29 protein-coding genes are annotated in these 23,053 nt (G+C 64.4%); 11 read left to right on the top strand and 18 right to left on the bottom strand.

From position 1 onward, the window contains the following. Positions 1–123: 123 nt before the first annotated feature. The gene (locus IVB42_RS10465) at positions 124–1,350 is read left to right on the top strand and encodes a c-type cytochrome (RefSeq protein ID WP_247362403.1); all 1,227 of its coding nucleotides are present in this window, start codon (positions 124–126) and stop codon (positions 1,348–1,350) included. Between the two features lies 1 nt (position 1,351). Here the strand turns inward: IVB42_RS10465 and IVB42_RS10460 are convergent, their stop codons facing one another. Then, complete coding sequence (locus IVB42_RS10460) at positions 1,352–2,002, bottom strand: trimeric intracellular cation channel family protein (RefSeq protein WP_247362400.1); 651 nt, start codon at positions 2,000–2,002, stop codon at positions 1,352–1,354. A gap of 163 nt (positions 2,003–2,165) precedes the next feature. Between IVB42_RS10460 and IVB42_RS10455 the strand changes: the two genes are divergently transcribed. Then, complete coding sequence (locus IVB42_RS10455; RefSeq protein WP_027567464.1) at positions 2,166–2,558, top strand: hypothetical protein; 393 nt, start codon at positions 2,166–2,168, stop codon at positions 2,556–2,558. 57 nt (positions 2,559–2,615) lie between these two features. Here the strand turns inward: IVB42_RS10455 and IVB42_RS10450 are convergent, their stop codons facing one another. Genes IVB42_RS10450 through IVB42_RS10440 form a run of 3 tightly spaced genes read right to left on the bottom strand, consistent with a single transcriptional unit; the run spans position 2,616 to position 4,173 of the window. Next, the gene (locus IVB42_RS10450) at positions 2,616–3,425 is read right to left on the bottom strand and encodes an isocitrate lyase/phosphoenolpyruvate mutase family protein (RefSeq protein WP_247362399.1); all 810 of its coding nucleotides are present in this window, start codon (positions 3,423–3,425) and stop codon (positions 2,616–2,618) included. A 51-nt stretch (positions 3,426–3,476) separates the two neighbouring features. Continuing rightward, complete coding sequence (locus IVB42_RS10445) at positions 3,477–3,827, bottom strand: antibiotic biosynthesis monooxygenase (RefSeq protein ID WP_007603077.1); 351 nt, start codon at positions 3,825–3,827, stop codon at positions 3,477–3,479. Between the two features lie 37 nt (positions 3,828–3,864). Next, complete coding sequence (locus tag IVB42_RS10440; protein ID WP_007603076.1) at positions 3,865–4,173, bottom strand: NIPSNAP family protein; 309 nt, start codon at positions 4,171–4,173, stop codon at positions 3,865–3,867. A gap of 193 nt (positions 4,174–4,366) precedes the next feature. Between IVB42_RS10440 and IVB42_RS10435 the strand changes: the two genes are divergently transcribed. From IVB42_RS10435 to IVB42_RS10425, 3 genes are all read left to right on the top strand, one after another. Then, positions 4,367–5,065 carry a winged helix-turn-helix domain-containing protein gene (locus IVB42_RS10435; protein ID WP_018456488.1) on the top strand — a complete coding sequence of 233 codons (699 nt, stop codon included), beginning with the start codon at positions 4,367–4,369 and terminating at the stop codon, positions 5,063–5,065. Positions 5,066–5,263: 198 nt separating this feature from the next. Continuing rightward, positions 5,264–6,271, top strand: coding sequence for an alpha/beta hydrolase (locus IVB42_RS10430; RefSeq protein WP_275995258.1), 1,008 nt, complete (start codon positions 5,264–5,266; stop codon positions 6,269–6,271). Positions 6,272–6,474: 203 nt separating this feature from the next. After that, positions 6,475–6,726 carry a hypothetical protein gene (locus IVB42_RS10425; protein WP_247362394.1) on the top strand — a complete coding sequence of 84 codons (252 nt, stop codon included), beginning with the start codon at positions 6,475–6,477 and terminating at the stop codon, positions 6,724–6,726. Positions 6,727–6,873: 147 nt separating this feature from the next. Here the strand turns inward: IVB42_RS10425 and IVB42_RS10420 are convergent, their stop codons facing one another. After that, the gene (locus tag IVB42_RS10420) at positions 6,874–7,152 is read right to left on the bottom strand and encodes a twin-arginine translocation signal domain-containing protein (RefSeq protein WP_018456486.1); all 279 of its coding nucleotides are present in this window, start codon (positions 7,150–7,152) and stop codon (positions 6,874–6,876) included. 129 nt (positions 7,153–7,281) lie between these two features. Next, a complete protein-coding gene (locus tag IVB42_RS10415) occupies positions 7,282–7,596 on the bottom strand; it encodes a hypothetical protein (RefSeq protein WP_247362390.1) in 315 nt (104 codons plus the stop codon). Between the two features lie 128 nt (positions 7,597–7,724). Between IVB42_RS10415 and IVB42_RS10410 the strand changes: the two genes are divergently transcribed. Then, entirely contained in the window at positions 7,725–8,372 is a 648-nt protein-coding gene (locus IVB42_RS10410; RefSeq protein WP_247362387.1) for a glutathione S-transferase family protein, read from the top strand. 96 nt (positions 8,373–8,468) lie between these two features. Next, on the top strand, positions 8,469–8,621 hold the full coding sequence (locus IVB42_RS10405) for a hypothetical protein (protein ID WP_018456483.1): 153 nt from the start codon (positions 8,469–8,471) through the stop codon (positions 8,619–8,621). 10 nt (positions 8,622–8,631) lie between these two features. Here IVB42_RS10405 and IVB42_RS10400 read toward each other — a convergent pair whose 3' ends face one another. Both IVB42_RS10400 and IVB42_RS10395 read right to left on the bottom strand, forming a co-directional pair. Beyond that, on the bottom strand, positions 8,632–8,979 hold the full coding sequence (locus IVB42_RS10400) for a hypothetical protein (protein WP_247336092.1): 348 nt from the start codon (positions 8,977–8,979) through the stop codon (positions 8,632–8,634). 124 nt (positions 8,980–9,103) lie between these two features. Then, positions 9,104–10,636, bottom strand: a complete 1,533-nt coding sequence (locus IVB42_RS10395; RefSeq protein ID WP_007603066.1) for an acyl-CoA carboxylase subunit beta — start codon at positions 10,634–10,636, stop codon at positions 9,104–9,106. Positions 10,637–10,785: 149 nt separating this feature from the next. Here IVB42_RS10395 and IVB42_RS10390 point away from each other — a divergent pair, with 149 nt between their 5' ends. From IVB42_RS10390 to IVB42_RS10380, 3 genes are all read left to right on the top strand, one after another. Continuing rightward, positions 10,786–11,190 carry a DUF4260 domain-containing protein gene (locus tag IVB42_RS10390; protein WP_247470110.1) on the top strand — a complete coding sequence of 135 codons (405 nt, stop codon included), beginning with the start codon at positions 10,786–10,788 and terminating at the stop codon, positions 11,188–11,190. Positions 11,191–11,330: 140 nt separating this feature from the next. Further along, positions 11,331–11,924, top strand: coding sequence for a hypothetical protein (locus IVB42_RS10385; protein WP_247392992.1), 594 nt, complete (start codon positions 11,331–11,333; stop codon positions 11,922–11,924). A gap of 79 nt (positions 11,925–12,003) precedes the next feature. After that, the gene (locus IVB42_RS10380) at positions 12,004–12,999 is read left to right on the top strand and encodes a dienelactone hydrolase family protein (RefSeq protein WP_247392945.1); all 996 of its coding nucleotides are present in this window, start codon (positions 12,004–12,006) and stop codon (positions 12,997–12,999) included. Between the two features lie 146 nt (positions 13,000–13,145). Here IVB42_RS10380 and IVB42_RS10375 read toward each other — a convergent pair whose 3' ends face one another. The 5 genes from IVB42_RS10375 to IVB42_RS10355 form a co-directional block, all read right to left on the bottom strand. Further along, positions 13,146–13,802: a carboxymuconolactone decarboxylase family protein gene (locus IVB42_RS10375; protein ID WP_247362381.1), complete on the bottom strand. Its 657-nt coding sequence runs from the start codon at positions 13,800–13,802 to the stop codon at positions 13,146–13,148. Positions 13,803–13,863: 61 nt separating this feature from the next. Then, complete coding sequence (locus tag IVB42_RS10370) at positions 13,864–14,682, bottom strand: penicillin-binding transpeptidase domain-containing protein (protein WP_247394775.1); 819 nt, start codon at positions 14,680–14,682, stop codon at positions 13,864–13,866. Between the two features lie 69 nt (positions 14,683–14,751). Further along, complete coding sequence (locus IVB42_RS10365) at positions 14,752–15,012, bottom strand: EscU/YscU/HrcU family type III secretion system export apparatus switch protein (protein ID WP_085351295.1); 261 nt, start codon at positions 15,010–15,012, stop codon at positions 14,752–14,754. Then, positions 15,009–16,607: a flagellar hook-length control protein FliK gene (locus IVB42_RS10360; protein WP_247394772.1), complete on the bottom strand. Its 1,599-nt coding sequence runs from the start codon at positions 16,605–16,607 to the stop codon at positions 15,009–15,011. The genes IVB42_RS10365 and IVB42_RS10360 overlap by 4 nt, the downstream gene beginning before the upstream one ends. A 57-nt stretch (positions 16,608–16,664) precedes the next feature. Beyond that, entirely contained in the window at positions 16,665–17,459 is a 795-nt protein-coding gene (locus IVB42_RS10355) for an ATP12 family protein (RefSeq protein WP_247362379.1), read from the bottom strand. 74 nt (positions 17,460–17,533) lie between these two features. Here IVB42_RS10355 and IVB42_RS10350 point away from each other — a divergent pair, with 74 nt between their 5' ends. Further along, positions 17,534–17,980 carry a hypothetical protein gene (locus tag IVB42_RS10350; RefSeq protein ID WP_247394769.1) on the top strand — a complete coding sequence of 149 codons (447 nt, stop codon included), beginning with the start codon at positions 17,534–17,536 and terminating at the stop codon, positions 17,978–17,980. A gap of 50 nt (positions 17,981–18,030) precedes the next feature. Here IVB42_RS10350 and IVB42_RS10345 read toward each other — a convergent pair whose 3' ends face one another. The 5 genes from IVB42_RS10345 to IVB42_RS10325 all read right to left on the bottom strand — a co-directional run bounded on the left by IVB42_RS10345 (position 18,031) and on the right by IVB42_RS10325 (position 22,828). Next, on the bottom strand, positions 18,031–19,245 hold the full coding sequence (locus IVB42_RS10345; protein ID WP_247362374.1) for an RluA family pseudouridine synthase: 1,215 nt from the start codon (positions 19,243–19,245) through the stop codon (positions 18,031–18,033). A gap of 142 nt (positions 19,246–19,387) precedes the next feature. Beyond that, a complete protein-coding gene (locus tag IVB42_RS10340) occupies positions 19,388–19,678 on the bottom strand; it encodes a helix-turn-helix domain-containing protein (protein ID WP_018456469.1) in 291 nt (96 codons plus the stop codon). A 22-nt stretch (positions 19,679–19,700) separates the two neighbouring features. Continuing rightward, the gene (locus tag IVB42_RS10335; RefSeq protein ID WP_346659077.1) at positions 19,701–20,027 is read right to left on the bottom strand and encodes a type II toxin-antitoxin system RelE/ParE family toxin; all 327 of its coding nucleotides are present in this window, start codon (positions 20,025–20,027) and stop codon (positions 19,701–19,703) included. Positions 20,028–20,090: 63 nt separating this feature from the next. After that, positions 20,091–21,425, bottom strand: a complete 1,335-nt coding sequence (locus IVB42_RS10330; RefSeq protein WP_247362371.1) for a replication-associated recombination protein A — start codon at positions 21,423–21,425, stop codon at positions 20,091–20,093. Next, positions 21,422–22,828 (bottom strand): DegQ family serine endoprotease, encoded by a 1,407-nt coding sequence (locus tag IVB42_RS10325; RefSeq protein ID WP_247470107.1) that lies wholly within the window; start codon positions 22,826–22,828, stop codon positions 21,422–21,424. Before IVB42_RS10325 ends, IVB42_RS10330 begins: the two co-directional genes overlap by 4 nt. Positions 22,829–23,053: the final 225 nt, after the last annotated feature.

Below are 23,053 nucleotides of genomic sequence, written 5' to 3'. Positions count from 1 at the left end.
CAATTTCGTGGCTGCATTGGCATCCGCGATTTTCATTTTGTGTCACCATACCCCCGCCGTCGCGCAACGAATTGACGCCCCGTCATCCGGGACGGCGTCGATGGGTCGCAGGAGAGGCTTTCGATGCGGACGATTCTCACTGGCCTGGCTCTCGTGGGCCTGGCGTTGTGCAGTGCGGTTGCGAGCGCGGCCGGCGCCGCCGAGCCGTCACCGGAGCTGATCGCCTACGGCAAGTCGCTGGTGGAGGCCGGCGACTGTGCCGGCTGCCACACCGCCGATCCCGCCAAACCGTTCGCGGGCGGAAAGCGCATCGACACACCATTCGGCGCGATCTATGCCCCGAACCTGACGCCGGACCGCGACACCGGCATCGGCGCCTGGACCGACACCGATTTCACTCGCGCCGTGCGCACCGGTGTCGCCCCAGACGGCTCCAACTATTACCCGGCGTTCCCCTACCCCTATTTCACGCGGATGACGAAGGACGACACGCTGGCGATCCGGGCCTATCTCGGAACGCTCGCGGCCGTCACCAGCCGCAACAAGCCGCCGGAACTACGCTGGCCGTTTGGCTATCGCGGCCTGATGCGGATCTGGAACATGGTCTATTTCAAACCCGGCCTGTTCGAACCGGACCAGAGCCAGAGCGCGGCGTGGAATCGGGGCGGCTATCTCGTCACCGGGCTCGGTCATTGCGGCGCCTGCCATACGCCGAAGAACTATTTTGGCGCGGACAAGCAGGCGCAGGCCCTCGCGGGCAACGAGGTGGGCGGCTGGTACGCGCCACGGCTCGATGGCGCCGCCCGCACCGGGCTGAAATCGTGGAGTGTCGAAGACATCACGGAATATCTTCAGAGCGGGCGCAACGCCAGGAGCCATGCCAGCGGGCTGATGGCGGAGGTGGTCGTCAATTCGACTTCGAAGATGAGCGATGCCGACGTGCGCGCGATCGCGGTTTACCTGAAGAACCTGCCGCCGGCACGGCGTGAGACGATCGTGACGCCGCCTGACGATGCCGAGATGAAGGCCGGCAAGGCCATCTACGCCAAGTTCTGCATCGCCTGCCACGAGGCCGACGGATCCGGCGCACCGCGCATCTATCCGCCGCTGCCCGCCAACGCGCTGCTGCAATCGGTCAATCCGTCCTCGACCTTGCGCATCATCCTCGACGGCGCCCACACCGTGACGACCCCGCGCGCGCCCAACACCGGGGAGATGCCGGCCTATTCCAACCAGCTGTCCGACGCAGAGGTCGCGGCGGTGACGAACTACATCCGCAATTCCTGGGGCAACGCCGCGCCGCTGGTGACGCCGGCGCAGGTGGCGAGGGCGCGGAAGCAGGAGCCGTAGCTCAAGGCTCCCGCTCCTCCTCTTCCGTGAAGACGAATTTCGGCATTTCCCATTTGTAGCGCACCGCGAGCAGGCGGAAGCTGATGCCGAGGGCGAATGTCAAAATGGTCCAGAGCTCGGCGTTCGGCTTGAGACCGAACGCGGTGGCATAGAACAGTCCCGTCACCACCGAGACGCTGGCATAGAGCTCGGAGCGAAACAGCAGCGGCACGTCGTTGCAGAGCACGTCCCGCAAGACGCCGCCGGCACAACCGGTCACCATCCCGGAAACGATGACGATCGGCAGCGTGGCATCCATCTGCCAGGCGATGTCGCAGCCGGTCATGGTGAAGACGACGAGGCCGATGGCATCGAGCACGATGAAGGCCAATTTCAACCGGTGCACCAGCCGCGCTATCAGAATGGTGAGGAAGGCAGCTCCCCCGGCGAGTGCGAGGTAGATGGGATTTTGCACCCAGGCCAGCGGATAATGCCCCAGGAAGAGATCGCGCAAGGTGCCGCCGCCGAGCGCGGTGATGCAGCCGAGGAAGCAGACGCCGAGCCAATCCATGCTGCGGCGGCCTGCAGCGAGCGCGGCGGTCATGCCTTGCGCCGCGACCGCAACCAGCGACAACAGATGCAGCACGCTATCGCTCGGCGGCAAGCCCCACATCGTTTTATTCCCTTCCGTCAGCGGAGCTTACGCTTCAGGTTCCCCAGCGAACAGGTTCCCGATTTCCCCGCGGGCGCAACATGCGACGAAAGCACTAACGAGGGCGGAACAGAATCTCGCATCCACGGGTTGTCCCGCCGCAATAATCGAGGAGAACCAATCGATGGCTGACGACCGTTTTATCAACGATCCGTACCGCCCGAATCTCGCCGATGATGAGTATCGCAATGCGGCGCGACGGGATGCCCAGCTTCAGGTCGACCCGGAGCTTGGCGAAGGCCCCGCCTCCAGCGGCAAGGTAGCCCTGTTCGCAGTGGCAATCGCCTTGGTGCTGGGTGCCGTATTCTACGGCCTGAACAACACTGGCACCAGCAACCAGGCCAGCACCACGCCGGCGACGCAGACCGCCCAGCAGGCACCGGCTACCAATCCGGCCGCACCTCCCGGCATGCGCGACGTGACGCCGCGCACCAATACCGGGCCGGGCGTAACCACGGGCGCCGCGCCGAGCAAGCCGGCCCCAGATACGCCGGCACCGGCTGACGGCGCGAAGTAACGAATTGCAACAATATGCGACAGCGGCGGGATTCACATCCCGCCGCTTTCGTTTGTCTTAGCTGAACATCTTGTTGAGCTCGCCGCCGGGATAGCCGCTCGCCAGCTCCGCGAAGGTCCCCTTCTCCGCCATTTCCTTCGCGGCCCGCATGAAGCCGCCCCAAGCGGCGCGAGCGAGTGAACCGCCGACGCTGATCCGGCGCACGCCAAGATCGGCAGCTTCCTGCAATGACAGCCCGGAGCCGCCGATCAACAGGTTGAACGGTTTGGGTGCGACAGCCTTCACCACCGCCGCGATGTCTTCGCGCGTTTTCAGGCCCGGCGCGTAAAGGCAGTCGGCACCGGCATCGGCGTAAGCGGTGAGCCGGTCGATGACGAGCTTGAGGTCGGTCACGCCCCACAGATAAGCCTCGCAGCGACCAACCAGCAGAGCGCCGCTATCGCCGATCGCCTTACGCGACGCCTTGATGCGCTCGACTGCGAGTGCGCGCTCGTAGATCGGCTTGTCCTTGTCCCCAGTGGAGTCCTCGATCGACAAGCCGGCAACCCCGGTGCGCACACAGCGCTCGACATTGTGCGCGACCTTGTCCGGCTCGACCGCAAAGCCGCCCTCGAAATCCGCGTTCACGGGGATATCGACGGAGGAGCTCAATGCTGCCAGATGCTGACAGACATCCTCGACAGAGACCTTGTTGTCGGCCTTGCCGATGGTCCAGGCAAAGCCCGCACTCGACGACGCCAGCGCCTTGAAACCGAGATGCTGCAACGCTTTCGCGCTGCCGACGTCGACCGGATTGGGCAGGATGAAGCAGCCGCTCTCGTGCATCTTTCTGAAGGTCGCGCGCTTGTCAGCAGTTGTCACATGCATGTTTCTCTCCCTTGTTGGCCGCGCAGAGATGGGGACGTGCCGCCGCGAGCGCTAGTGCGCGTCGTGCACCGCGCGGCTGTCCTTCGGCGCCTGCTCGCGATCATTCATGCTGTAGTCACGGATGACGCTGGCGATACGCAAATGATAGTCGGCGAAGATCTTTGCGCGGCCCTTGGCCTGAGTGCGGCGATGCTCCATCGTGTTGCGCCAGGCTTGCACGGCCGCCTCGTCCCGCCAGAACGACACCGACAAGATCTTGCCCTTGTCGGTCAGGCTCTCGAAACGCTCGACCGAGATGAAGCCGTCGATGGTTTGCAGGATCGGCTTGAGGTCGGCCGCGAGGTCGAAATAATCCTGGCGGTGTTCCGGCTTCGGCCAGACCTCGAAGATCACGGCGATCATGGGCGTCTCTCCTTGAGTTGATGGCCTACGATACCACTTACAAAACCACTTGGCGCAGAAACGTGCGCTCTTCCGCGAGGATGAATTTGTGCTCCTCGGCGAAGTGGAAGTTGGCCATACCTTCCGTATCCTGACGCAGCCGGGCGCGATAGGCCTCATACGCAGCCAGACTCTCGAAGGTGATCAGCGCGAACGCGATATTGTTGGTGCCCTCGTGCGGCATGAAATAGCCGATCAGATCGCCGCCGCATTTCGGGATGATGGTGAGCCAGCGCTTCGAATACTCCTCGAACTGCGCGCGCTTGAAGGGATCGAGCTGGTAGCGGATGAAGACGGTGACGGACATGATGGGCTCCTCTGGTTCCACACCGCCATTGCGAGCGCAGCGAAGCAATCCAGGAATCCCTCTGCGGAGGCAGCCTGGATTGCTTCGTCGCCAGTGCAAAATTGCTTCGCAATTTTGTCACGGGCTCCTCGCAATAACGAGCAACCCACGCTACGCGCTTGCCCGACCGCAATGCTTCGGCTACCATCGAAGCATGAAATCAGGTCCTGACATCGCCATGATCGCCTCGCTCGTCGGAGATCCCGCACGCGCCAATATGCTCACGGCGCTGATGAACGGCCGCGCGCTCACCGCGAGCGAGCTGGCGCAGGAGGCCGGCATCACGCCGCAGACCGCGAGCTCGCATCTTTCCAAGCTCGAGGCCGGTGGCCTGATCGAGCCGGAGAAGCAGGGCCGCCACCGCTACTACCGCCTCACCGACGACGATGTCGCCGGGGTGCTGGAGGGGCTTGCGGGCCTCGCCGCGCGGACCGGCCATATGCGCGTGCGCACCGGGCCGAAGGATCCGGCGCTGCGGCGTGCCCGGATCTGCTACGACCATCTCGCCGGCGATCTCGGCGTGCAGATGCTGGACACCCTCCGCGCGCAAAACCTGGTCAGGCAGAAGAAGCAGGAGATCGAGCTGACGGCCGAGGGCGAGCGCTTCCTGGCGAAGCATTTGCAGATCTCGCCCGACATGCTCGCCCATCCGCGCCGGCCGGTCTGCAAGGCCTGCCTCGACTGGAGCGAGCGGCGTCACCATCTCGCCGGCACGCTGGGCGCCGCCATGATGCAGCGTTTCGCCGAGCTGAAATGGGCCGCTCGCGACGCCACGCCCGGCAGCCGCGTGGTAAATTTTACGCGCACCGGCGAGAAGCAGTTTGCCGCCTTGTTCGGGACTGCGAAGGACTGAACACAAGCGCGTGTAAGCGTCTCTCGTCGTCATGGCCGGGCTTGACCCGGCCATCCCAATCTTTAGTGCAGTTTGCGCGGCACCACGTGGATGCCCTGGCATTCGCCTCGCCGAAGCGGCTTCGGCCGCGCAGGCGGGTCAAGCCCGGGGCATGACGGAGAATGTGTCTCCTAGCGCTAACATGACTCAGAGCCTTCAATGATCCGCCTCCTCCCGGCCGTGCTTTGCACGGCTCTTCTCGCCGCTCCTCTTACATCCCACGCCGCCAACACCGCCCCGCGCGAACCCTACGGCATCGCGCTCGAAGGCTTTGCCTATCCCTATCCCGTGCACCTGCTGCCTCTGATCAATGACAGCGAGCAGCTCAGCATGGCCTATATGGACGTGCCGCCTGCGCAGCCGAACGGCCGCACCGTCGTGCTGCTGCACGGGCGCAATTTCCCGTCGAGCTACTGGGCGCCTGTTATCAAGATGCTGAGCGAGGCCGGTTACCGCGTCGTGGTGCCGGACCAGATCGGCTTCGGCAAATCCTCCAAGCCGACGGGCGAGCTCCATTTCGACACTCTGGCGCGCAACACCATCGCGCTGCTCGATCATCTGAAGATCGACAAGGCCGAGATCGTGGCCCATTCGCTCGGCGGCATGCTGGGCGTCCGCATCGCCCGCGCCTTTCCCGACCGCGTCGCCCACCTTGTTCTGACGGCCCCGATCGGACTGGAAGATTACCGCCTCTATGTGCCGCCGACGCCGACCGAGAAGATGATCGAGACCGAAGACAAGCTCACGGCCGATGGCTATCGCAAGCAGCTTCAGACCAATTATGCCATCAAGCTGCCGGCTGAGGCGATCACGCCGTTCATCGACGCCCGCTTCAACATCAAGGGCAGCCCGGACTATCCACGCTGGCTGCGCGCCTTCGTCAGTTCCGGCCAGATGATCTATCGCGAGCCCGTGGCGCACGAGATCGCACTGATCACCGAGCCGACGCTATTCATCATGGGCGCCGACGACCACAACGCTCCGGGCCGGCCGAACGCGCCGGAGGCGCTGCGCGCGAAAATGGGAGAGAACGCCGAGCTGGCGAAGGCACTCGCGGCGAAGATGCCGAATGCGCAGGCCGAGGTGATCCCGGACACTGGCCATCTCGTCTTCCTGGAGGCGCCTGAGAAGTACAGGGAGCTGGTGCTAGGTTTTCTCGGCCGCTAGCGTCATTGCTGTCGTCCGGAGCCGCGTGCGGGGAATGTTCATGCCGCATTCAGGTCATGATTGGCAGATTTGGCTGGCGTCGTGTCGGCATGTTGGGATTTTAACGTGTCGAATCGTGTCTTTTAATTCATGGTGCGCCGAAAAGCGCCAAGCCCCCCTACCTGCCCCCAAAACCTACACCCAAGGACGAGAAGGAAGATCAAATGAAATACCTGTTTGCCGCCGTGATGCTCGCCAGCGCGGTCGTTGGTTTCAGCGAGGCGGCCAGCGCCGCCGGCGGTTGCGGCCCCGGCTGGTATCGCGGCGCCTATGGCGGCTGCCGCCCGATGCGCGGTCCGGTCGTTGTCCGCCCGGGTCCGATCATGGTTGCGCCGGCCCCCGTCGTCGTCGTGCCGCGCGCGCGTGTGTGCCCCTACGGCTTCCGCTGGTACGCCGGCCGCTGCCGCCCGTTCTGATCTCGTTTTTTTCGCATTGCGAAATGGCCGCGCGGCGAAAGCCTGCGCGGCCATTTTCTTTTTGAACGCCTGACGTCGCACCGGGATGTTTCGAATCAGAACGGGGACCGCCGATCGCGGTCCCCGTTCAAGCCTGGTGCGCGAAGCTTACCAATGGCGGCGGTGCCATCGCCGGCGATGCCAGCCCCAGTGACGGCGGCGCCAACCCCAATGGCGATGGCGGCCGTGCCAGTGCACCTGCTCCGGCTTCAACTGCGCGGCCTCTTCGCTGCTGGTGACTGCGGGATGAGCGTCGGGATTGCCTTGCGGCATGCGGGGGTCACCGAGCGGCTGCGGCGCCAGCGGCGCAGCCTTTGCGGCGGTCGTGAACGCGGCAGCTCCGGCCGCGACACCGATTGCAAATTTTAAAAAGTTCCGGCGCTCCATGACTTCTTTCCTCCTGGATGGTCGTGCCAGTGATGCAGAGGCGAGTGTCGTGGTGACGACATGAACCGAAGCTGAATCGCGCGTTCAGCTTCGCTGCGAGTCCGACGGTGACAGCCCGCCGCCCGGGCGCTACTTGCCAAACTCCTGCGCCAGCACCAGCAACTCGCGCGTGCGCGTCACGTCGGGCCAATCGCGGTTGAAATCGGCTACCAGCTGCGTCAGCGCATCGCCCTTCAACATGGCATGCAGCGCAGCCTCGCTCTCGAACTGATACATCGCCTGATGCAGTGACGGATCGTCGAGGCTCCAGAACCGCCAGGCCTTGCTCACACCGAACGCCTTCATCGCGTCGGGCAGATGTTCGGTCTCGTACCATCTGTCGAAGGCGGCGCGCTTGCCGGCATCGGTGACGACGGCGCGGACGACGAAGAAGGCTGACGGCATCGGATTTCCTCCTGTTGTTTGGGGTGAGACTAGCCGGTTACGTCGGCGACGACAAAAAAGGACGGCACCGGTGTCGGAACGCGCATCTCTCACCCGTCCTATGCCTGAACAGCAGACGGAGACACCACATGCCCGACCTCACGCTCACCACCTTCGACTGGGTTCCCCCGCCCCCGCGCGGTTTCGTGCGCGACCTTCGGGTGCGCTGGGCGCTCGAAGAAGCCGCATTGCCCTATCGCGTCGCGAGCGCGCCGTTCGACGGGCGCGGCGCCGAGCATCTTGCGCACCAGCCGTTCGGGCAGGTGCCGTGGCTGACCGACGGCGATCTCTCGATCTTCGAGAGCGGCGCGATCCTGCTGCATCTCGGCGGCCTCAGCGCGAAGCTGATGCCATCAGATCCGCGCGGCCGCAACGAAGCCACGGAATGGCTGTTCGCCGCGCTCAATTCGGTGGAGATGGCGAGCCTGCCCTGGACGATGTCGAAGTTCATGGGTCATCCGAGCGATACGGCCGCGTGGAAATTCGTCGACGACTTCCTAAAACTCCGCCTCAAGCACATGGAGGCGGTGCTGGCCAACCGCGAATGGTTGGCAGGCACGTTCTCCGTCGCCGACATCCTGATGTCAGACGTGCTGCGCATCGTCCATCAGTTCGATGGCCTCGCAGACAGTCCCGCCTGCCGCGCCTACGTCGCGCGCGCCACCGCCCGCCCGGCCTTCGCCAAGGCCCACGCCGACCAGATGGCGCATTTTGCGGCGGCGGACGCGACCCGCTGACGCCGCGCCCGCGTGAGATGTGACGTGCCTCACATAATGAATCCGGCGATGGCCGTAGGGTTACGGCGATCAAATCATCCCTGCGGAAGGTGACACATGGCCCGCATCGCATATCTCAGAGACCAGCTTGCCCGCGCCGAACGGCTGGCAAAGGCGATCCTCGACCGGCAAACTGCGGAGCAGCTTCAGGCGTTTGCAGCCGAATGCCGCGAGGAGCTGCAGGTGCTGTCGCGCAGGGCTGCGGCGTAAGGCTGCTCGGTTACACGAGCTTCATCGGCGTATCGGCGACCACGCGAAGGTCAATGCGGCTGATCAGTTGAGACCGAAGCGCCTCCGCATCCCCAATCGCGCTCTCCGTCTGCCGCAGCGTGCTGACGTTCGAACCGAGCGAGACAATCCCGCCGAGCACCAGAGCGATCGATCCGAGCGCGGCGGTCTGACCCATCCCAAGCAAACCGAAGATCGTGATCAACAACAGCGCGCCGCCGCCCCCGATCGCGAGCTTGGACGCCAGGATGTACTTGCGGCATCGCTCGGCGATCTCGGCCAAAGCCTCGATCCGCGCTTCGATGTCTGAAATCTCGTCGGTCGGATCGTCTTCGGTCATTGGATTTGGATCGAGGATGCCAACTCAGAAACAGAATCGGTAGCCCGCATGAGCAAAGCGACATGCGGGACTTGGATAGACAAACCCGGATGCCGCTACGCTCATCCGGGCTACAAGTTCGCCCTCACAACGGCAAATTGTCGTGCTTCTTCGCCGGCGTTTCCACCTTCTTGTCCTTCAGCATCGACAGCGCCCGCGCGATCCGCTTGCGGGTCGAGTGCGGCATGATGACGTCGTCGATGTAGCCGCGCTCGGCGGCGATGAAGGGGGAGAGGAAGCGGTCTTCGTATTCCTTGGTTCTTGCGGCGATCTTGTCGGGGTCGCCGATGTCGGCGCGGAAGATGATCTCGACCGCGCCCTTGGCGCCCATCACCGCGATCTGGGCGGTCGGCCAGGCGTAGTTCATGTCGGCGCCGATCTCCTTGGAGGCCATGACGTCGAAGGCGCCGCCATACGCCTTGCGGGTGATGATGGTGACCAGCGGCACGGTGCACTGCGAATAGGCGAACAAGAGCTTGGCGCCGTGCTTGATCAGGCCGCCATATTCCTGCGCGGTACCCGGCAGGAAGCCCGGCACGTCGACGAAGGTGACGATCGGGATGTTGAAGGCATCGCAGAAACGCACGAAGCGCGCCGCCTTGCGCGAAGCGTCGGAGTCGAGCACGCCGGCCAGCACCATGGGCTGGTTGGCGACGAAGCCCACCGTGCGGCCCGCGATGCGGCCGAAGCCGGTGACGATGTTCTTGGCAAAAGCGTCCGCGATCTCGAAGAAGTCGCCCTCGTCCACGACCTTCAGGATCAGCTCCTTCATGTCGTAGGGCTTGTTCGGATTGTCGGGGATCAGCGTGTCGAGCGACATGTCGACGCGGCCGATGTCGTCGAAGCTCGGCCATTCCGGCACACCGTCAGTGTTGTTGGACGGCAGGAAGTCGATCAGGCGCCGCATCTGCAAGAGCGTCTCGACGTCGTTCTCGAAGGCACCGTCGGCGATCGAGGAGCGCGTGGCATGCACGGAAGCGCCGCCAAGCTCTTCCGCGGTGACGACCTCGTTGGTGACGGTCTTCACCACGTCGGGGCCCGTGACGAACATGTAGCTGGTGTTCTTCACCATGAAGATGAAGTCGGTCATCGCAGGCGAATAGACGTCGCCGCCGGCGCAGGGGCCCATGATGACGGAGATCTGCGGGATTACGCCGGAGGCGAGCACGTTGCGGCGGAACACGTAGGAATAGCCGGCCAAGGCAGCGACGCCTTCCTGGATGCGAGCGCCGCCCGCATCGTAGAGGCCGATGATGGGCGCCCTCGCCTTCATCGCCATGTCCTGCAACTTGGTGATCTTCAGTGCGTGGGTCTCGGACAGCGAGCCGCCGAACACTGTGAAGTCCTTGGCGAAGACAAACGTCTTGCGGCCGTTGACGGTGCCCCAGCCGGTGACGACGCCGTCGCCGGGCACCTTGTTCTTCTCCATGCCGAATTCGGTGGAGCGGTGCTCGACGAACATGTCGAATTCCTCGAACGATCCCTTGTCGAGCAAGAGCTCGATGCGCTCACGCGCGGTCAGCTTGCCGCGGGCGTGCTGCGCCTCGATGCGCTTCTCCCCGCCGCCGAGCTTTGCGCCGGCACGACGGTCTTCAAGGGCGTCCAGGATATTCTTCATTTGCTCCCGCCAGTTCTTAGCCTAAATGCGATTGCCGGGGGTTCTAACACGGCATTTTGCGGGCCGGGAAGCGGCTTTCGGCCCAGCAGGGCTGCCTTGCCGCAGCGGGAAAGCGCAAGGAATTTCAAAGTTTTGCGTAGGAGGCGAGCATGACCGAAGGAACGGCGGAGACCGGCGCGGCGACGGGCGGCGTCAACATCCTGCTGCGGCTGGAGGGCCTGACCCTGTTTGTGGGGATGGTGATGCTCTACTGGACCTGGGACGGCTCCTGGCTGGTCTTTGCCCTGCTCTTCCTTGTCCCCGATCTGAGCTTTCTCGCCTATCTTGCCGACGCCAAACTCGGCGCGATGGTCTACAACGCCGCCCACAGCTACATGGCGCCGTTCGCGCTGCTGACGCTCGGCTTCGGCCTCGCCTCGCCGCTCACACTGTCCATCGCCTTGATCTGGCTCGCCCATATCGGCATCGACCGGGCACTGGGCTATGGCCTCAAATACTCGGCCGGGTTCGGCTTCACCCATCTCGGGCGGATCGGCCAGCAGAAGAGCGGCTGACGCAATTGCAAATCTGGTCCCGCCCGGTTGACCGGGCGCGGCGATTCAGGCTTGCTCAAGGCTTACGATCAGGCGCCGAATGTTGCGTGAGCTCAGTCGGTACGGCGGCGGTCATCATTTCCGGCTGCAAGCATCACCTCATGTCCGCGACGGTCGTTCCCCTGCCGCCGAACTCGTCGTCCGAAACCACCGACTTCCTGCGGCGCATGGCCAGCATGGTGTCGGGGCGGAACGGCGAAATGCTGCTGCGCGCCGCCGCGCTGATCGAGTCGCTGACGCAGCGGGCGATGTCGGCGGAACGCCTCTATCACCGGGAGCACGAAGAGAACACGCGCAACAGCAAATTGCGCGAGGCCGGAGAGATGGCGTCCGACGCCATGGTCAAGCAAATCGACGGGCTGCGCAGCCAGCTTGCCGAAGTCACCGCGGCCGCGGCGGCCGAGCGCGCGGCATTCGATGCCGAGCGCGGCAAGCTGCTCGGCCTGATGCAGCATGCGGAAAGCCATATCGGCCAAGTCACAAGCGAGCTGGAGACGCTGCACGCCTCGATCGACCATTTCAACGAGACCGTCATCTCCGTGCCAATCGAGGTGCTGCGGCTGGCGCGCACCCAGTTCGATTTCCTCTCCGCCGGCTTTGCCCGCAAGGGCGACGTGATCTCGCAGGCGATGAGCGAGATTGGCGGTTTTGCGATCGACCAGGCACTGACGGTGAAGAAGCCTGACACCGCCTGAGGCGAACCGCCGGCCTGCGTCAAATTGACAGCGCGCGGGCCTGTTGTTTTACTCACTGAAAATCACGGGGGAGGATCCGATGCCGTTGGCATACCGCGTCGCCATGGCGCTCTGCATTTCAACGCTGTTCGTCGACATGGGCGCCCACGCACAATCGCTTCCCAGGGAAGTCGCCACCCGCGCCGAGATCTATCCGATCCCCTCGCTCACCCTCTCCGATCAGCAATTCCTCAGCGGTGACGCCGCGGCCGGCAAGCCGGTGACGGTCGCCGGCGAACTGCGTGTGGCGCAAGGCAGCGGAAAACTCGCCGTCGTGGTGCTGATGCACGGCTCGAGCGGCGTCGGCGCAACGACCGAAGCCTGGGTGCACGCGTTCAACGCCATGGGCATCTCGACCTTCGTGATCGACGGCTTTACGGGCCGCGGGCTGACGGTGGTGGGTCCGAACCAGGCCCTCCTCGGCCGGCTCAACCTCGTCATCGACATCTACCGCTCGCTCGAGATCCTCGCAAAACATCCGCGCGTCGATCCTGATCGCATCGTGCTGATGGGCTTTTCACGTGACGGACAGGCGACGCTCTATGCGAGCCTCGACCGCTTCCACAAGCTCTGGAACAAGTCAGGCATCCAGTTCGCCGCTTACATTCCCTTCTACCCCGACTGCTCGACCACCTATCAGAACGACACGGAGATCGCCGCGCGCCCGATCCGCATCTTCCACGGCACGCCCGACGACTACAATCCCGTCAAGAGCTGCAAGGCCTTCGTCGAGCGGCTCAAGACGGCCGGCCGCGACGTGGTGCTGACCGAATATCCTGATAGTGCGCATGGTTTTGACAGTGGGCTGCTCGGCGTCAATACGATTGCCGTGTCCACGGGCGCGCAGACGGTGCGCAACTGCCAGATCCGCGAAGGCGATGGCGGCGTCCTGATGAACGGCGATACGAAAGCGCCGTTCACCTACCAGGATTCCTGTGTCGAGCTCAATCCGCATGTCGGCGGCAATCCATCGACTGCCGCCGAGTCACGTAAAGCCCTGGAGGAGTTTTTGCAGGCGCTGTTCAAGCTGGGTTGAGAAGCATCTCGGCCTGCATGGTTCGAGACGCCCGCTTTGCGGGCTCCCCACAATGAGGGTCTGTCTTCTTACCGCAAACAAGTCCTCATCCTGAGGAGCCTGCGAAGCGGGCGTCTCGATGGATGGCCGCAACAAAACTGCCTCCGCTACGGCTCGCCCGGCTTGAACGGCTCCTGCTTGTCCGGCGGCACGGTCTCTTCGGCCATTGCGAGCAACATCGCGACCATCACGTAATTGCCGGCGAGCGCGGTGAGGTCGACGATCTGCTGGTCGTTGAAGACCTTCTTCGCGCGCGCATAGGTTTCGTCGCCGACCTTCTTCGTCGTGGTGAGCTCGGTGACGAAGTCGTAGACGACGGCCTCCTCCTCGGCCATGTTCGCAGGCCGCTTATTGGCCTTCAGCTCCGCGATGATGTCGGGCGACAGGCCCGCCTTCGCCGCGAGCGGCGCATGGGCGTACCACTCGACCTGCGAGCGCCATTGCCGCCCGATGATCAGGATGGCGAACTCGTTGAGTTTTGTCGGGACCGAGGTTTCCCAGCGCAGATAATGGAACAGGTCGAACAGGCGCTGGCCGAGCACCGGGCTGCGGATCATCGGGTTGTAGGGACCGCCGATGCCGACGCTCGAGACCTTCATGATCTGCTCGCCGAGCGGCTTCTGCTTGGCGTCGAGCTGGTCCATGGTGAGCTGAGGAAAGCGCGGCTCCCTGCTGGTGACGGGACCGGCAAACATCGTGGCGGCGAGCCAGCCGCCTGCGGCGGCAAGCGTGAGCGACGGCAGCCAGAGTGGCGTTGAGTTCATGTTCTCCTCCCGGTTTTTCTTGACCCGGGGATGCTAGTCGAGCGGCGCCAGCGCGGTATCGCTAGATAGCGCCGATCTCGGCAAGGCAGGCTTGCGTCAGCGGCATGCGCTCTCCGACCAGGCGCGGCTCCTTGCAGTCCATGTTGAGCGCGAACACGGTGTGCGCTTCGCCCTTCTCGGCCCAGCCCACCATCCAGCCAAGCGATGGCTCGCCGCGCTCGGCGCCAAGCAGCCCGGACTTGGCGCGAATGACGCTATCGCCGACCTTGGTCACCGGCAGGATGTCAGCGACGAGATCCTGGCTGCGTTTCGAGATCGGCAATGCGCGGCGGCGCAGCCGGTCGATGAAATCGACCTGCTCGACCGGATCGATGCGCAAGGCGCCGGTGAGCCAGAACTGGTCGATGCCGCCGCCGATGTCGCGATTGCCATAGTCGAACAGATCGACGTACTTTTGCATGCGTTCTTGCCCGATCCGGCGCGCGACCTCCTGATAGACCGGCACCGCGCTGACGAGAATCGCGCTGCGCAGCGTGTGGTCCTTGTTCCAGGCCTCGATCGGACGCTTCACGCCGTCCCAGGGAAATACGTCCTTGTCGGGGTCAGTGACCACGCCGGTTTCGAGCGCAATCAACGAGTTCGGAATCTTGAAGGTCGAAGCCGGCAGCTTCGCCTCGCCCGAACGTTCCTTGTCGCTGGCGACGACCAGATAGTCCTCGACCTTGTAGCCGACGAACGTCCCCGCCGTGCCGAGGTCAGTGAAGCGCTTTGCGAGGCTGTCACGGATTTCATTTCGCGGTGGCGCGACGTGAGCGAATGCACGCGATGGCAGGATCGCGGTTGCGGCGAGAAGGCCGAGAGTGGAACGGCGGGTGAGCACTGGCGGTGTCCGTTACGCGATGAAGATGGCCGCGACCATGCAGCCGCTAACGTGGTGAAACGATGACAGCTACCGCCTGCCCGACAGCCGCAGCACGAACACCAGCACTTCGGCGACGGCCTTGTAGAGGTCCGGCGGGATCTCCTCGCCGAGTTCGACCTTGGAGAGCGCACCGGCCAGGATCTCGTTCTCCTCGATCGGGATGTCGTTGGCTTTGGCGATCTCGACGATTTTTTCGCCGATCGTGCCCTTGCCCTTGGCGACGACGACCGGCGCGTTGCTGCCCCTCTCGTAATGCAGCGCAATCGCAAGCTTCGACGGGTCGCTCATGTAGCGCGATCCAGAAAGTGGCCGGCGCGGGCCGGTGCGGGCTGTGGCGGCGTGCCATCGCGGACCAGGATGTCGCCGGGCTTGAGCTCGGCCCTGGTCAGTGCCTGGTTGAGCTCGCCGATTCCGGCGCGAAGCTGCTGTGCGGTCGTCGGCCGCTCCGCCCACATCCGCACGAAGGTCTTGTCACCGTTGAGCGTAATCAAAGCGTGCACGGGGCCGGCGGGCTCGACATTGAGTGTAAAGCGCGCACGCCAGGTGCGCCTGGCGGGATCGGCGGATTCATTGCCGCCGTCGCGCGAGATCTCGAACTGCGCCATTGCAGTGCCCTGCGGCGTTGCGAACGGAATCTCGAAATTCCACTGCGGCACGCTCGGATCGATCCTGTGACCGCTGGCGTCGGTGCGATCGGGGAGCGAAGCAACCTGGAGCAAGGTCTGGCGCGCGATCGCGGCATCGGTGTCGTCGAGCAGGCGATGCACGGTCGCGGCAAGAGGCGTATCCGGTACGAGTGACGGCGAGGCAATGAATTGCGGCGACGGCAGCGCGCCGCGAACCGGTGGTGGCGTCGCGCGCGCGGCGGCTTCGAAAATATGTCCCTCGGGTACGGCCTTGTTCGAGCCCGGCACGTTTCCCGTCATTCGCGGCAGGCTTTGCGTGATCTCTTGCAGGAGGCTGGCGGCAAGGCCTGCGGTCATGCCCCGCGGCACCGCGGCCTGCGGAGCACCGCCAGCGATGTCCGCCAACACAGAGGCTGCGAGATTGACGCTGCGCGGCATTTGCGGTGATTGGGCGATCTCGGGTTCGGTTGCGGGCAATGCGGCTTGCGTCTCCGCGGCAGCGAGCTGCGGTGTCGCCACGGTACCAGCCGGAAGGGCGGCACCTTGCGCCTGTGGCGCGATCGCCTCGAGCGTCGTCAGCGTTTGGCGCAGCACCAGCAATGCCGCCTTCAGGTCTGGCATCGTGCCGGAGGACGGCGTCGCGCCCTCGGCGAGCGAGGCTTCGAGGAATAGGCCGGATTTTTGGAATGCGGATTCAATGTCGCCGCCATCGAGGCCGGTGTTGAGCGGCGTCTGCTGCGCCAGCACGCCTAGCATCGCCTGCTTCAGCCCCGCCGGAAGATCGCTGCCGGTGACGACCGCGGCCAGATTGGCGAACAGCGGCGCCTGGCTGCCCTGCTTTGTGACCGCCTCGGCCGAAGCTGCGGTAACGGCGACCTGCTCCGATGGCGTCAGCACGTTGCGTCCCGCACTCGCCGACGGAGCAATCGGCGGGCTGTCAACCAGCGAGGCCACAGCCGGCGTCAGCGTGACCTGATCGGCGCTCGCCTCGCCTGCCCCGCCCATGACGGCGAGCCGGATGGTGCCGCCGTTCTGCGACACCGCAAGCTGGAGATTTTGGCCTGGTGCCAGCGCCACCTCGGACATCACATCCATCGACAGGTTGGCGATCGCGATCCGCACCAGATTATCGGCGAGCACGCTGACGACTCTTGCGTCGACGACGCTGCCGGCCTGCAGCACAAGATCGGGAGTCACCGCGTCAGCAACAGGGCTGGCGGCACTGACGGGAACGATCGAGCTTATCGGCGTCGGCATGGCGAGGGGCCCGGGGAGCGTAGGCCCTACCCTAAGGCCGCCCTCGTAAACCTCTCGTTAAGGACCTTTGGCCGCCGGCGGGTTCACAGCGGCCAAAACCGTCACGGCGGCCTGAAAGTCCCTGAGGCGGGCGGCGCGGCGGCCGACCGCTTCCTCGTCCACGCCCCATTTCTCGTCATTCCAGTCCTCATCGACATAAGCCGCCGCCCAGACCTGGCCGGCATCGCGCACGCCATGGGCCAGCGCCAGCGCCAGCAGGGCCGAGCCGGTCAGGGTGGTGATCACGTGGAGGGCGGCGACCGACCAGGCATCCCTCGGCAGCGCCGCACGCGCGGCCTGGACGGCCGCCTCCGGCTGCGTCACAGGCATGACGCCTTCGGACAGGATGAAATGCCCTCCCAGCGTCTCCGCGGCCCAGAACAACACGGGGTCCCAATGCGCGGCCTCGCGGGCGACGAGCCCCTCGGGATGGCCGGCGCGATAGAACAGCAGATCGGACTGGAGATACTTTGCGAGGTCGTCGCTGACGAGATCGACGCGGTCGACGACGCCCTCGACCACGCTATTGGCGATCCGCGTCAGCGGCATCGTCATGGGATTGATCGTCTCTTTCTGATCCGCCCACTCGGCAGCCACTGCGTCGGCTAGCACGCGCGCAGGGATGATCACCTGGCGGCCGGACGGCGTGCGGATCGCCTTGCCGTCAAGCGTGATGGCAAAGCCGCCCTCAGCCTCAGCGACCCCCACCTCCTTGTAGAAGCGCTTGCGCAGCGGCACGCGCGAGGCCTGGCGGACCAACTCCTGCGGATCAAGCGGGGATCGCCCCGCAGCTTCATCGAACAATTCGCGCATCTGGTTTTCGGCCCTGATCACTCAATGCTAGGCTTGTAAGGTAAGAGCGACGACCGATAAAGCGAGCGGCAGGTATGAGGGAACTTGCAGGCATTGCGGCTCTCCTTGCCGGGTTTTGGCCGGCCGCGGCGCAGGCCGGCTTTCGGGCTCCGGAATCGGTGGTCCGCAACGTCTACGCTCATTACGGCCAGGGCGCGCCGGAGCTCTCAAAAGGCCTGCCGCGGGATGGCGCCACCGCCCGGCAATTCTTCGACCCCTCCTTGTGCAAGGTGTGGTCCGCGCCGCGGGTCGAGCCCTACGATTTCCTAGTGCAGAGCCCGAGCTGGAAGCTCGGCCCCGTCGCGATCGCGGTCGTTCGCAGGCAATACGACAAGACCTATGTCGCGGCGAGTTTCGACAATCGCGGCCGGCCGATGACTCTGAACTTCATCCTGGTCAGCGGACCCGAGGGCTGGTTGATCACGGATGTCCAGAGCCCGCACGATAGCCTGCGGATGTTTCTGGAGCAGTTTCGGAATTGAGCGGGTTTCATGATTCGGGGCGCAGCGAAGCAACCCAATAGCAAACTCAACTACTCCTCCGGCGCGTTCTCGATCGGATCAAACCGGCTCGCATCGAGCCCGAGCAGGTTCCATGACTGCTGCATGTGCTGCGGCAGCGGCGCGGTGGCATCAATGAAGCCGCCGCGGGGATGCGGGATGACGATGCGGCGCGCCAACAGGTGCAGCCGGTTTTGCAGGCCGCCCGGCAGTTGCCAGTTCTCGATGTTGAAATATTTGGGATCACCGACGATGGGGTGGCCGATATGTTCCATGTGGGCGCGCAGCTGGTGGGTGCGCCCCGTCACCGGCTTCAGCGACACCCAGGTCAGCTTGTTGCCGGCGGTCTCGACCACCGCATAATATGTCACCGCGTGGCTTGCGCCCTCATCGCCATGCTGGGCGATGCGCATGATGGTGTCGTCCTCGCTCTCCTCCTTGGCAAGGAAGGTCGAGATGCGGCCCTGCTTTGGCTTCGGCAGCCCCGGCACCAGCGCCCAATAGGTCTTTCGCGCCGACCGCGAACGGAAGGCGCCGGTCAGATGCGAGGCGGCAAAGCGGGTCTTGGCGACTAGGAGACAGCCCGACGTCTCCCTGTCGATGCGGTGTACGAGGCGCGGCTTCTGGCCCTTGGAATCGCGCATCACCTCCAGCATCTGGTCAATGTGTCGCGTCATGCCAGAGCCGCCCTGCACGGCAAGTCCGGCCGGCTTGTTCAGCACGAGAACGTCGTCGTCCTCGTAGATTGTCATCTCCTTCAGCGCGGCAAGCGTCTTTTGCGCCGCCTCCGACTGCGGGTTGGGTGCCTTTGGCGTGTCGAGCTTCAGCGGCGGAATGCGGACGCTCTGGCCCTCCTCCAGGCGGTCCTTGCTGTCGACGCGCTTGCCGTCGACGCGCAGCTCGCCTTTACGAACCACGCGCTGGATGTGGGAGAACGACAGGCCGGGAAAGTGCGCTTCAAGGAAGCGATCGACGCGCATGTTGTTCTCGTCGGCCGTCACCTTGACGGTCTGCACCTTGGTCGGCAGCAATGCCTCGACGGGCTTTGCCGGTGCAGCCTTTTCCGGTTCGGCTTTGGGCGCGCGCCGGTCAACGCGCTCGCTCGCAAAGCGCGGCGGCTTCGTGCCCGGCTTGCCGCCAGGCCGCAGCCCAGCAGGCTTCGCGCTGCGCGCCTTGAACGGACGCGCCTCCTTGCGCTCATCGCGCTCGCGAGGTTTCGGGTTCATTCTCTTGATGCGGCGGCTCATGCGGTGTTTCCAAGCTTTGGTGTCAACTGTGTATCGGCGCGCCGAGGCAGTGACGCGACTTCCGCGCCCATCTCGTTCTCCGCCAGCCGCAGGTCATATTGCTGTTGCAGGTTCATCAGGACGGCGCCTGGCACGAGCGAAGTCATACCAATTCGACTCGTAGAGTACGGCCAACCGCACTTGCGGCGCGTTGCAGTGTATCCAGCGTCACCGAGGGGGTCGCGGGATCAAGGAGCCGATCGAGCTGACGACGACTGGTCCTCATGCGTGCGGCCATCGCCGTCTTCGTGATTCCCTGCGTCTTCATCGCCTCCGTCAATTGCTCAGCGATAAGCTCCTTGAGAGCACGCTCCTCACAAGTCCCAAGTATACCTTGCTCGGTAAGAAACTCGTCGAACGTTTCTTTGCTCACGTGCGCTTTGCTTTTCGTCATCACGTCACCTCTCGCCTGCGCTTCAGCGCAAGGTCAATATCCCGCTTTGGCGCTTTCTGCGTTTTTCTTGATAAAGCCGTGGAGCAGGATCATCTGACCGTCTTCCAAACAGAAGATCACTCGCGCAATCCGGTTGCTCGTCGAGATCACTTCGAACCTCCCACAATCCATCCCCCAGCGGGGCACAATGCGGGCGTCCGATCGGCCAACCGAATTCGACTTTCTGAATATCCTTCCCGACAGTTTTTCGATCTTCAGAAGGCAAATCCAATATCCACTCGCGAACAGGATTTCGACCTGTCGAGCTGACGTAGAATCTCGCGGGAAGCTTCTTCGTGCGATCGATCATTCGGCTGCGCTTATGTGTCATTTTTGACACGTAAACGCAAGCGCCTTCTCAGCGACGCAGAACCTACTTCCCACCCCGCTCCTTCCGCAACTTCGCCCAATAATCCAGCCGCTTGCGGATCTCCCGCTCGAACCCCCGCTCGGGCGGGTCGTAGAAGGTCTGGCGGCCCAGGGCTTCCGGGAAATAATCCTGGCCGGAGAAGGCGTCGGGCGTGTCGTGGTCGTATTCGTAAGATGCGCCGTAGCCTTCCGACTTCATCAGCTTGGTCGGCGAGTTGAGGATGTGTTTCGGCGGCAGCAGCGAGCCGGCCTGCTTTGCGACCTGCATCGCCTTGCCGAAGGCGGTGTAGACGGCGTTCGATTTCGGTGCGGTGGCGAGATAGACCACCGCCTGCGCGATCGCGAGCTCGCCCTCGGGATGACCGAGGAAGTCGAAAGCGTCCTTGGCCGCGTTGGCGATGACCAGCGCCTGCGGATCGGCAAGCCCGATATCCTCGACTGCCATGCGCACGACGCGGCGGGCCAGGAACAGAGGGTCCTCGCCGGCATCGAGCATGCGCGCGAGATAATACAGCGCGGCATCGGGATCGGAGCCCCGTACCGACTTATGCAGCGCCGAGATCAAATTGTAATGGCCGTCGGCCGACTTGTCGTAGATCGGCGCCCGGCGCTGCAATATCTCCTGCAACTGCGCGGCGTCGAAAATCTCGTCCTTGCGCGCGGCGCGCCAGACTTCCTCGACGAGCGTCAGCGACGCGCGGCCGTCGCCATCGGCCATGCGCACCAGCACGGCGCGCGCTTCCTCGTCGAGCGGCAGCTTGCGGCCCTCGACCTCCTCGGCATGCGCAAACAGCTTTTCGATCGCGGCCGCGTCGAGCGAGCGAAACACCAGCACGCGCGCCCGTGACAAAAGCGCCGCGTTGAGTTCGAAGGACGGGTTTTCGGTGGTGGCGCCGACCATCACCACCGTGCCGTCTTCCATGACCGGCAGAAACGAATCCTGCTGGGCGCGGTTGAAGCGATGGACCTCGTCGACGAACAGCAGCGTGCCCTTGCCCATCTCGCGGCGTGCACGCGCGGCCTCAAAGGCCTTCTTCAAATCGGCGACCCCGGAGAACACCGCAGAGATCTGCTCGAAATGCAGATCGGTGGCGTCCGCGAGCAGCCGCGCCACCGTGGTCTTGCCGGTGCCGGGCGGGCCCCAGAACACCAGTGAGCCCAGCGTACGCGTTTCCAGCATGCGCGTCAGCGCGCCGTCGGGACCCAGAATGTGATCCTGGCCGACGACCTCCGAGAGCGCGCGCGGCCGCAGCCGATCCGGCAGCGGATGCGGAGCCTCGTGATCGAGCCCCGCCGCGGCGAAGAGAGTTGGCGTCTCCTGTGGTCGCTTCGGACTCATCCGCCCAGCGTGACGTTGATCTGCTGGCCGCCACGCACCAGCGTGATGCGCCAGATGCGCTGGCGCTCGGCCGCCGCCTTCTCGAGATCGCTGGTCTTGCTGATCTTTTGGTTGTTGACCGCCAGGATGACGTCGCCCTTCTGGAAGCCGACATTCGCGGCCGCACTGTCGCCGCCGAGATCGGTGACCACGACGCCTTCGGTGTCGGCATCCAGATGCAGCTCGTCGGCCAACGCCGGGGTGATGGTCGAGACCTTCGCACCTTGGAGAGGCGAGCGCGCGGTGATGACGAGCTCGTTGCGGGCGGCATCGGGCGCGGCGTCCAGCGCCACCGTCAGCTTGATCGGCTTGCCACCGCGCTGCACGTCGATCTGCGCGGTGCCGCCAAGCGGCCGTGTGGCGAAACGATAGTCGAAGGCGTTGGGATCATCCACGGTCTGGCCGTCGATCGAGACGATCAGGTCGGAGGATTTCAGCCCGGCCTTGGCCGCCGGTCCGTTCGGAACGACGCTTGCGACCAGCGCACCGGTCGGCGAACGCAGGCCGAGACTCTCGGCGATCTCCGGCGTCACCGCCTGCAATTTCGCCCCTAACCAGGGCCGCTTCACCGCCTTGCCGCCGCCCTTGGCGGAGGCGACGACGACGCGCACCATGTTGGCGGGGATCGCGAAGCCGATGCCCTGCGAGCCGCCGGAGCGCGAATAGATCGCGGTGTTGATGCCCGCGAGCCTGCCGTTCATGTCGACCAACGCGCCGCCGGAATTGCCAGGATTGATCGCCGCGTCGGTCTGGATGAAGAACTGGTAGTCGGTGATACCGACCTGCGTGCGCGCCAAGGCCGAGATGATGCCGTGGGTCACGGTCTGGCCGACGCCGAAGGGATTGCCGATCGCCATCACGACGTCGCCTACCATCAGCTCGTCCGAATTGGTGAATTCGAGAGCCGGAAACTTCTCCTTGGTGTCCTTCAGACGCAGCACCGCGAGATCGCTGCGAGAGTCCTTCAGCACGATCTCGGCCTCGAACTCACGCTTGTCCGACAGGGACACCTTGACCTGGTCGGCGCCTTCGATGACGTGGACGTTGGTGACAACGAGCCCCGACGCATCGACGATCACGCCCGAACCGAGCGAGCGCTGCACCTGCTCCTGCTGTTGGCCGGGCACGCCGAAGAACCGGCGGAAGATCGGGTCGTCGAGCAGCGGGTTGCGGTTCTGCACCACCTTGGCGGCGTAGACGTTGACAACCGCCGGCTGCACCCGCTGCACGATCGGCGCATAGGACAGCCGCAGTTCGGCGGGCGAGGACGGCACTCGGCGGTCCTGCGCAGCGGCCGGATTGAAGTTGGCCGAAAAGGCTATGCACAGTGCCGTGGCGACGGCGCTCCAGGTCGATCGAAACATTCCTACCTCTTGGAAAAGACGCCGGAATATAGGCGCGTTCGCCCCCCATTAGAAGGGCGCCCGGCGGCATATTCGACCCCCTTTGGCGTGTCCGGCCTGCAAGCTGTGCGTGCGAAATAGCAATTTGCCGGGGCTGTGGATTGGCATGATGTGCGTCATCTTGCATGGTGGTGCAAGGCGGATTCGGTTGCGGCGAATTTACACCAGTGGGAACCGCGCAACCGG

It is taken from the genome of Bradyrhizobium sp. 45, assembly GCF_023073155.1.
Taxonomy (GTDB): domain Bacteria; phylum Pseudomonadota; class Alphaproteobacteria; order Rhizobiales; family Xanthobacteraceae; genus Bradyrhizobium; species Bradyrhizobium canariense_D.
The sequence above is the reverse complement of the archived record's forward strand: the minus strand, read 5'-3'. Positions and strand labels throughout refer to the sequence as shown.

Excerpts from the sequence above, each read along its gene's own strand:
- IVB42_RS10390 (WP_247470110.1), top strand. The coding sequence starts at position 10,786 with ATGACCGAAGGAACGGCGGAGACCGGCGCGGCGACGGGCGGCGTCAAC.
- IVB42_RS10405 (WP_018456483.1), top strand. The coding sequence starts at position 8,469 with ATGGCCCGCATCGCATATCTCAGAGACCAGCTTGCCCGCGCCGAACGG.
- IVB42_RS10330 (WP_247362371.1), bottom strand. The coding sequence starts at position 21,425 with ATGAGTCCGAAGCGACCACAGGAGACGCCAACTCTCTTCGCCGCGGCG.
- IVB42_RS10415 (WP_247362390.1), bottom strand. The coding sequence starts at position 7,596 with ATGCCGTCAGCCTTCTTCGTCGTCCGCGCCGTCGTCACCGATGCCGGC.
- IVB42_RS10385 (WP_247392992.1), top strand. The coding sequence starts at position 11,331 with ATGTCCGCGACGGTCGTTCCCCTGCCGCCGAACTCGTCGTCCGAAACC.
- IVB42_RS10345 (WP_247362374.1), bottom strand. The coding sequence starts at position 19,245 with ATGAGCCGCCGCATCAAGAGAATGAACCCGAAACCTCGCGAGCGCGAT.
- IVB42_RS10400 (WP_247336092.1), bottom strand. The coding sequence starts at position 8,979 with ATGACCGAAGACGATCCGACCGACGAGATTTCAGACATCGAAGCGCGG.
- IVB42_RS10350 (WP_247394769.1), top strand. The coding sequence starts at position 17,534 with ATGAGGGAACTTGCAGGCATTGCGGCTCTCCTTGCCGGGTTTTGGCCG.
- IVB42_RS10410 (WP_247362387.1), top strand. The coding sequence starts at position 7,725 with ATGCCCGACCTCACGCTCACCACCTTCGACTGGGTTCCCCCGCCCCCG.
- IVB42_RS10365 (WP_085351295.1), bottom strand. The coding sequence starts at position 15,012 with ATGAGCGACCCGTCGAAGCTTGCGATTGCGCTGCATTACGAGAGGGGC.
- IVB42_RS10375 (WP_247362381.1), bottom strand. The coding sequence starts at position 13,802 with ATGAACTCAACGCCACTCTGGCTGCCGTCGCTCACGCTTGCCGCCGCA.
- IVB42_RS10355 (WP_247362379.1), bottom strand. The coding sequence starts at position 17,459 with ATGCGCGAATTGTTCGATGAAGCTGCGGGGCGATCCCCGCTTGATCCG.
- IVB42_RS10420 (WP_018456486.1), bottom strand. The coding sequence starts at position 7,152 with ATGGAGCGCCGGAACTTTTTAAAATTTGCAATCGGTGTCGCGGCCGGA.
- IVB42_RS10440 (WP_007603076.1), bottom strand. The coding sequence starts at position 4,173 with ATGTCCGTCACCGTCTTCATCCGCTACCAGCTCGATCCCTTCAAGCGC.
- IVB42_RS10425 (WP_247362394.1), top strand. The coding sequence starts at position 6,475 with ATGAAATACCTGTTTGCCGCCGTGATGCTCGCCAGCGCGGTCGTTGGT.
- IVB42_RS10325 (WP_247470107.1), bottom strand. The coding sequence starts at position 22,828 with ATGTTTCGATCGACCTGGAGCGCCGTCGCCACGGCACTGTGCATAGCC.
- IVB42_RS10465 (WP_247362403.1), top strand. The coding sequence starts at position 124 with ATGCGGACGATTCTCACTGGCCTGGCTCTCGTGGGCCTGGCGTTGTGC.
- IVB42_RS10380 (WP_247392945.1), top strand. The coding sequence starts at position 12,004 with ATGCCGTTGGCATACCGCGTCGCCATGGCGCTCTGCATTTCAACGCTG.
- IVB42_RS10395 (WP_007603066.1), bottom strand. The coding sequence starts at position 10,636 with ATGAAGAATATCCTGGACGCCCTTGAAGACCGTCGTGCCGGCGCAAAG.
- IVB42_RS10450 (WP_247362399.1), bottom strand. The coding sequence starts at position 3,425 with ATGCATGTGACAACTGCTGACAAGCGCGCGACCTTCAGAAAGATGCAC.
- IVB42_RS10360 (WP_247394772.1), bottom strand. The coding sequence starts at position 16,607 with ATGCCGACGCCGATAAGCTCGATCGTTCCCGTCAGTGCCGCCAGCCCT.
- IVB42_RS10340 (WP_018456469.1), bottom strand. The coding sequence starts at position 19,678 with ATGACGAAAAGCAAAGCGCACGTGAGCAAAGAAACGTTCGACGAGTTT.
- IVB42_RS10335 (WP_346659077.1), bottom strand. The coding sequence starts at position 20,027 with ATGATCGATCGCACGAAGAAGCTTCCCGCGAGATTCTACGTCAGCTCG.
- IVB42_RS10455 (WP_027567464.1), top strand. The coding sequence starts at position 2,166 with ATGGCTGACGACCGTTTTATCAACGATCCGTACCGCCCGAATCTCGCC.
- IVB42_RS10430 (WP_275995258.1), top strand. The coding sequence starts at position 5,264 with ATGATCCGCCTCCTCCCGGCCGTGCTTTGCACGGCTCTTCTCGCCGCT.
- IVB42_RS10460 (WP_247362400.1), bottom strand. The coding sequence starts at position 2,002 with ATGTGGGGCTTGCCGCCGAGCGATAGCGTGCTGCATCTGTTGTCGCTG.
- IVB42_RS10435 (WP_018456488.1), top strand. The coding sequence starts at position 4,367 with ATGAAATCAGGTCCTGACATCGCCATGATCGCCTCGCTCGTCGGAGAT.
- IVB42_RS10445 (WP_007603077.1), bottom strand. The coding sequence starts at position 3,827 with ATGATCGCCGTGATCTTCGAGGTCTGGCCGAAGCCGGAACACCGCCAG.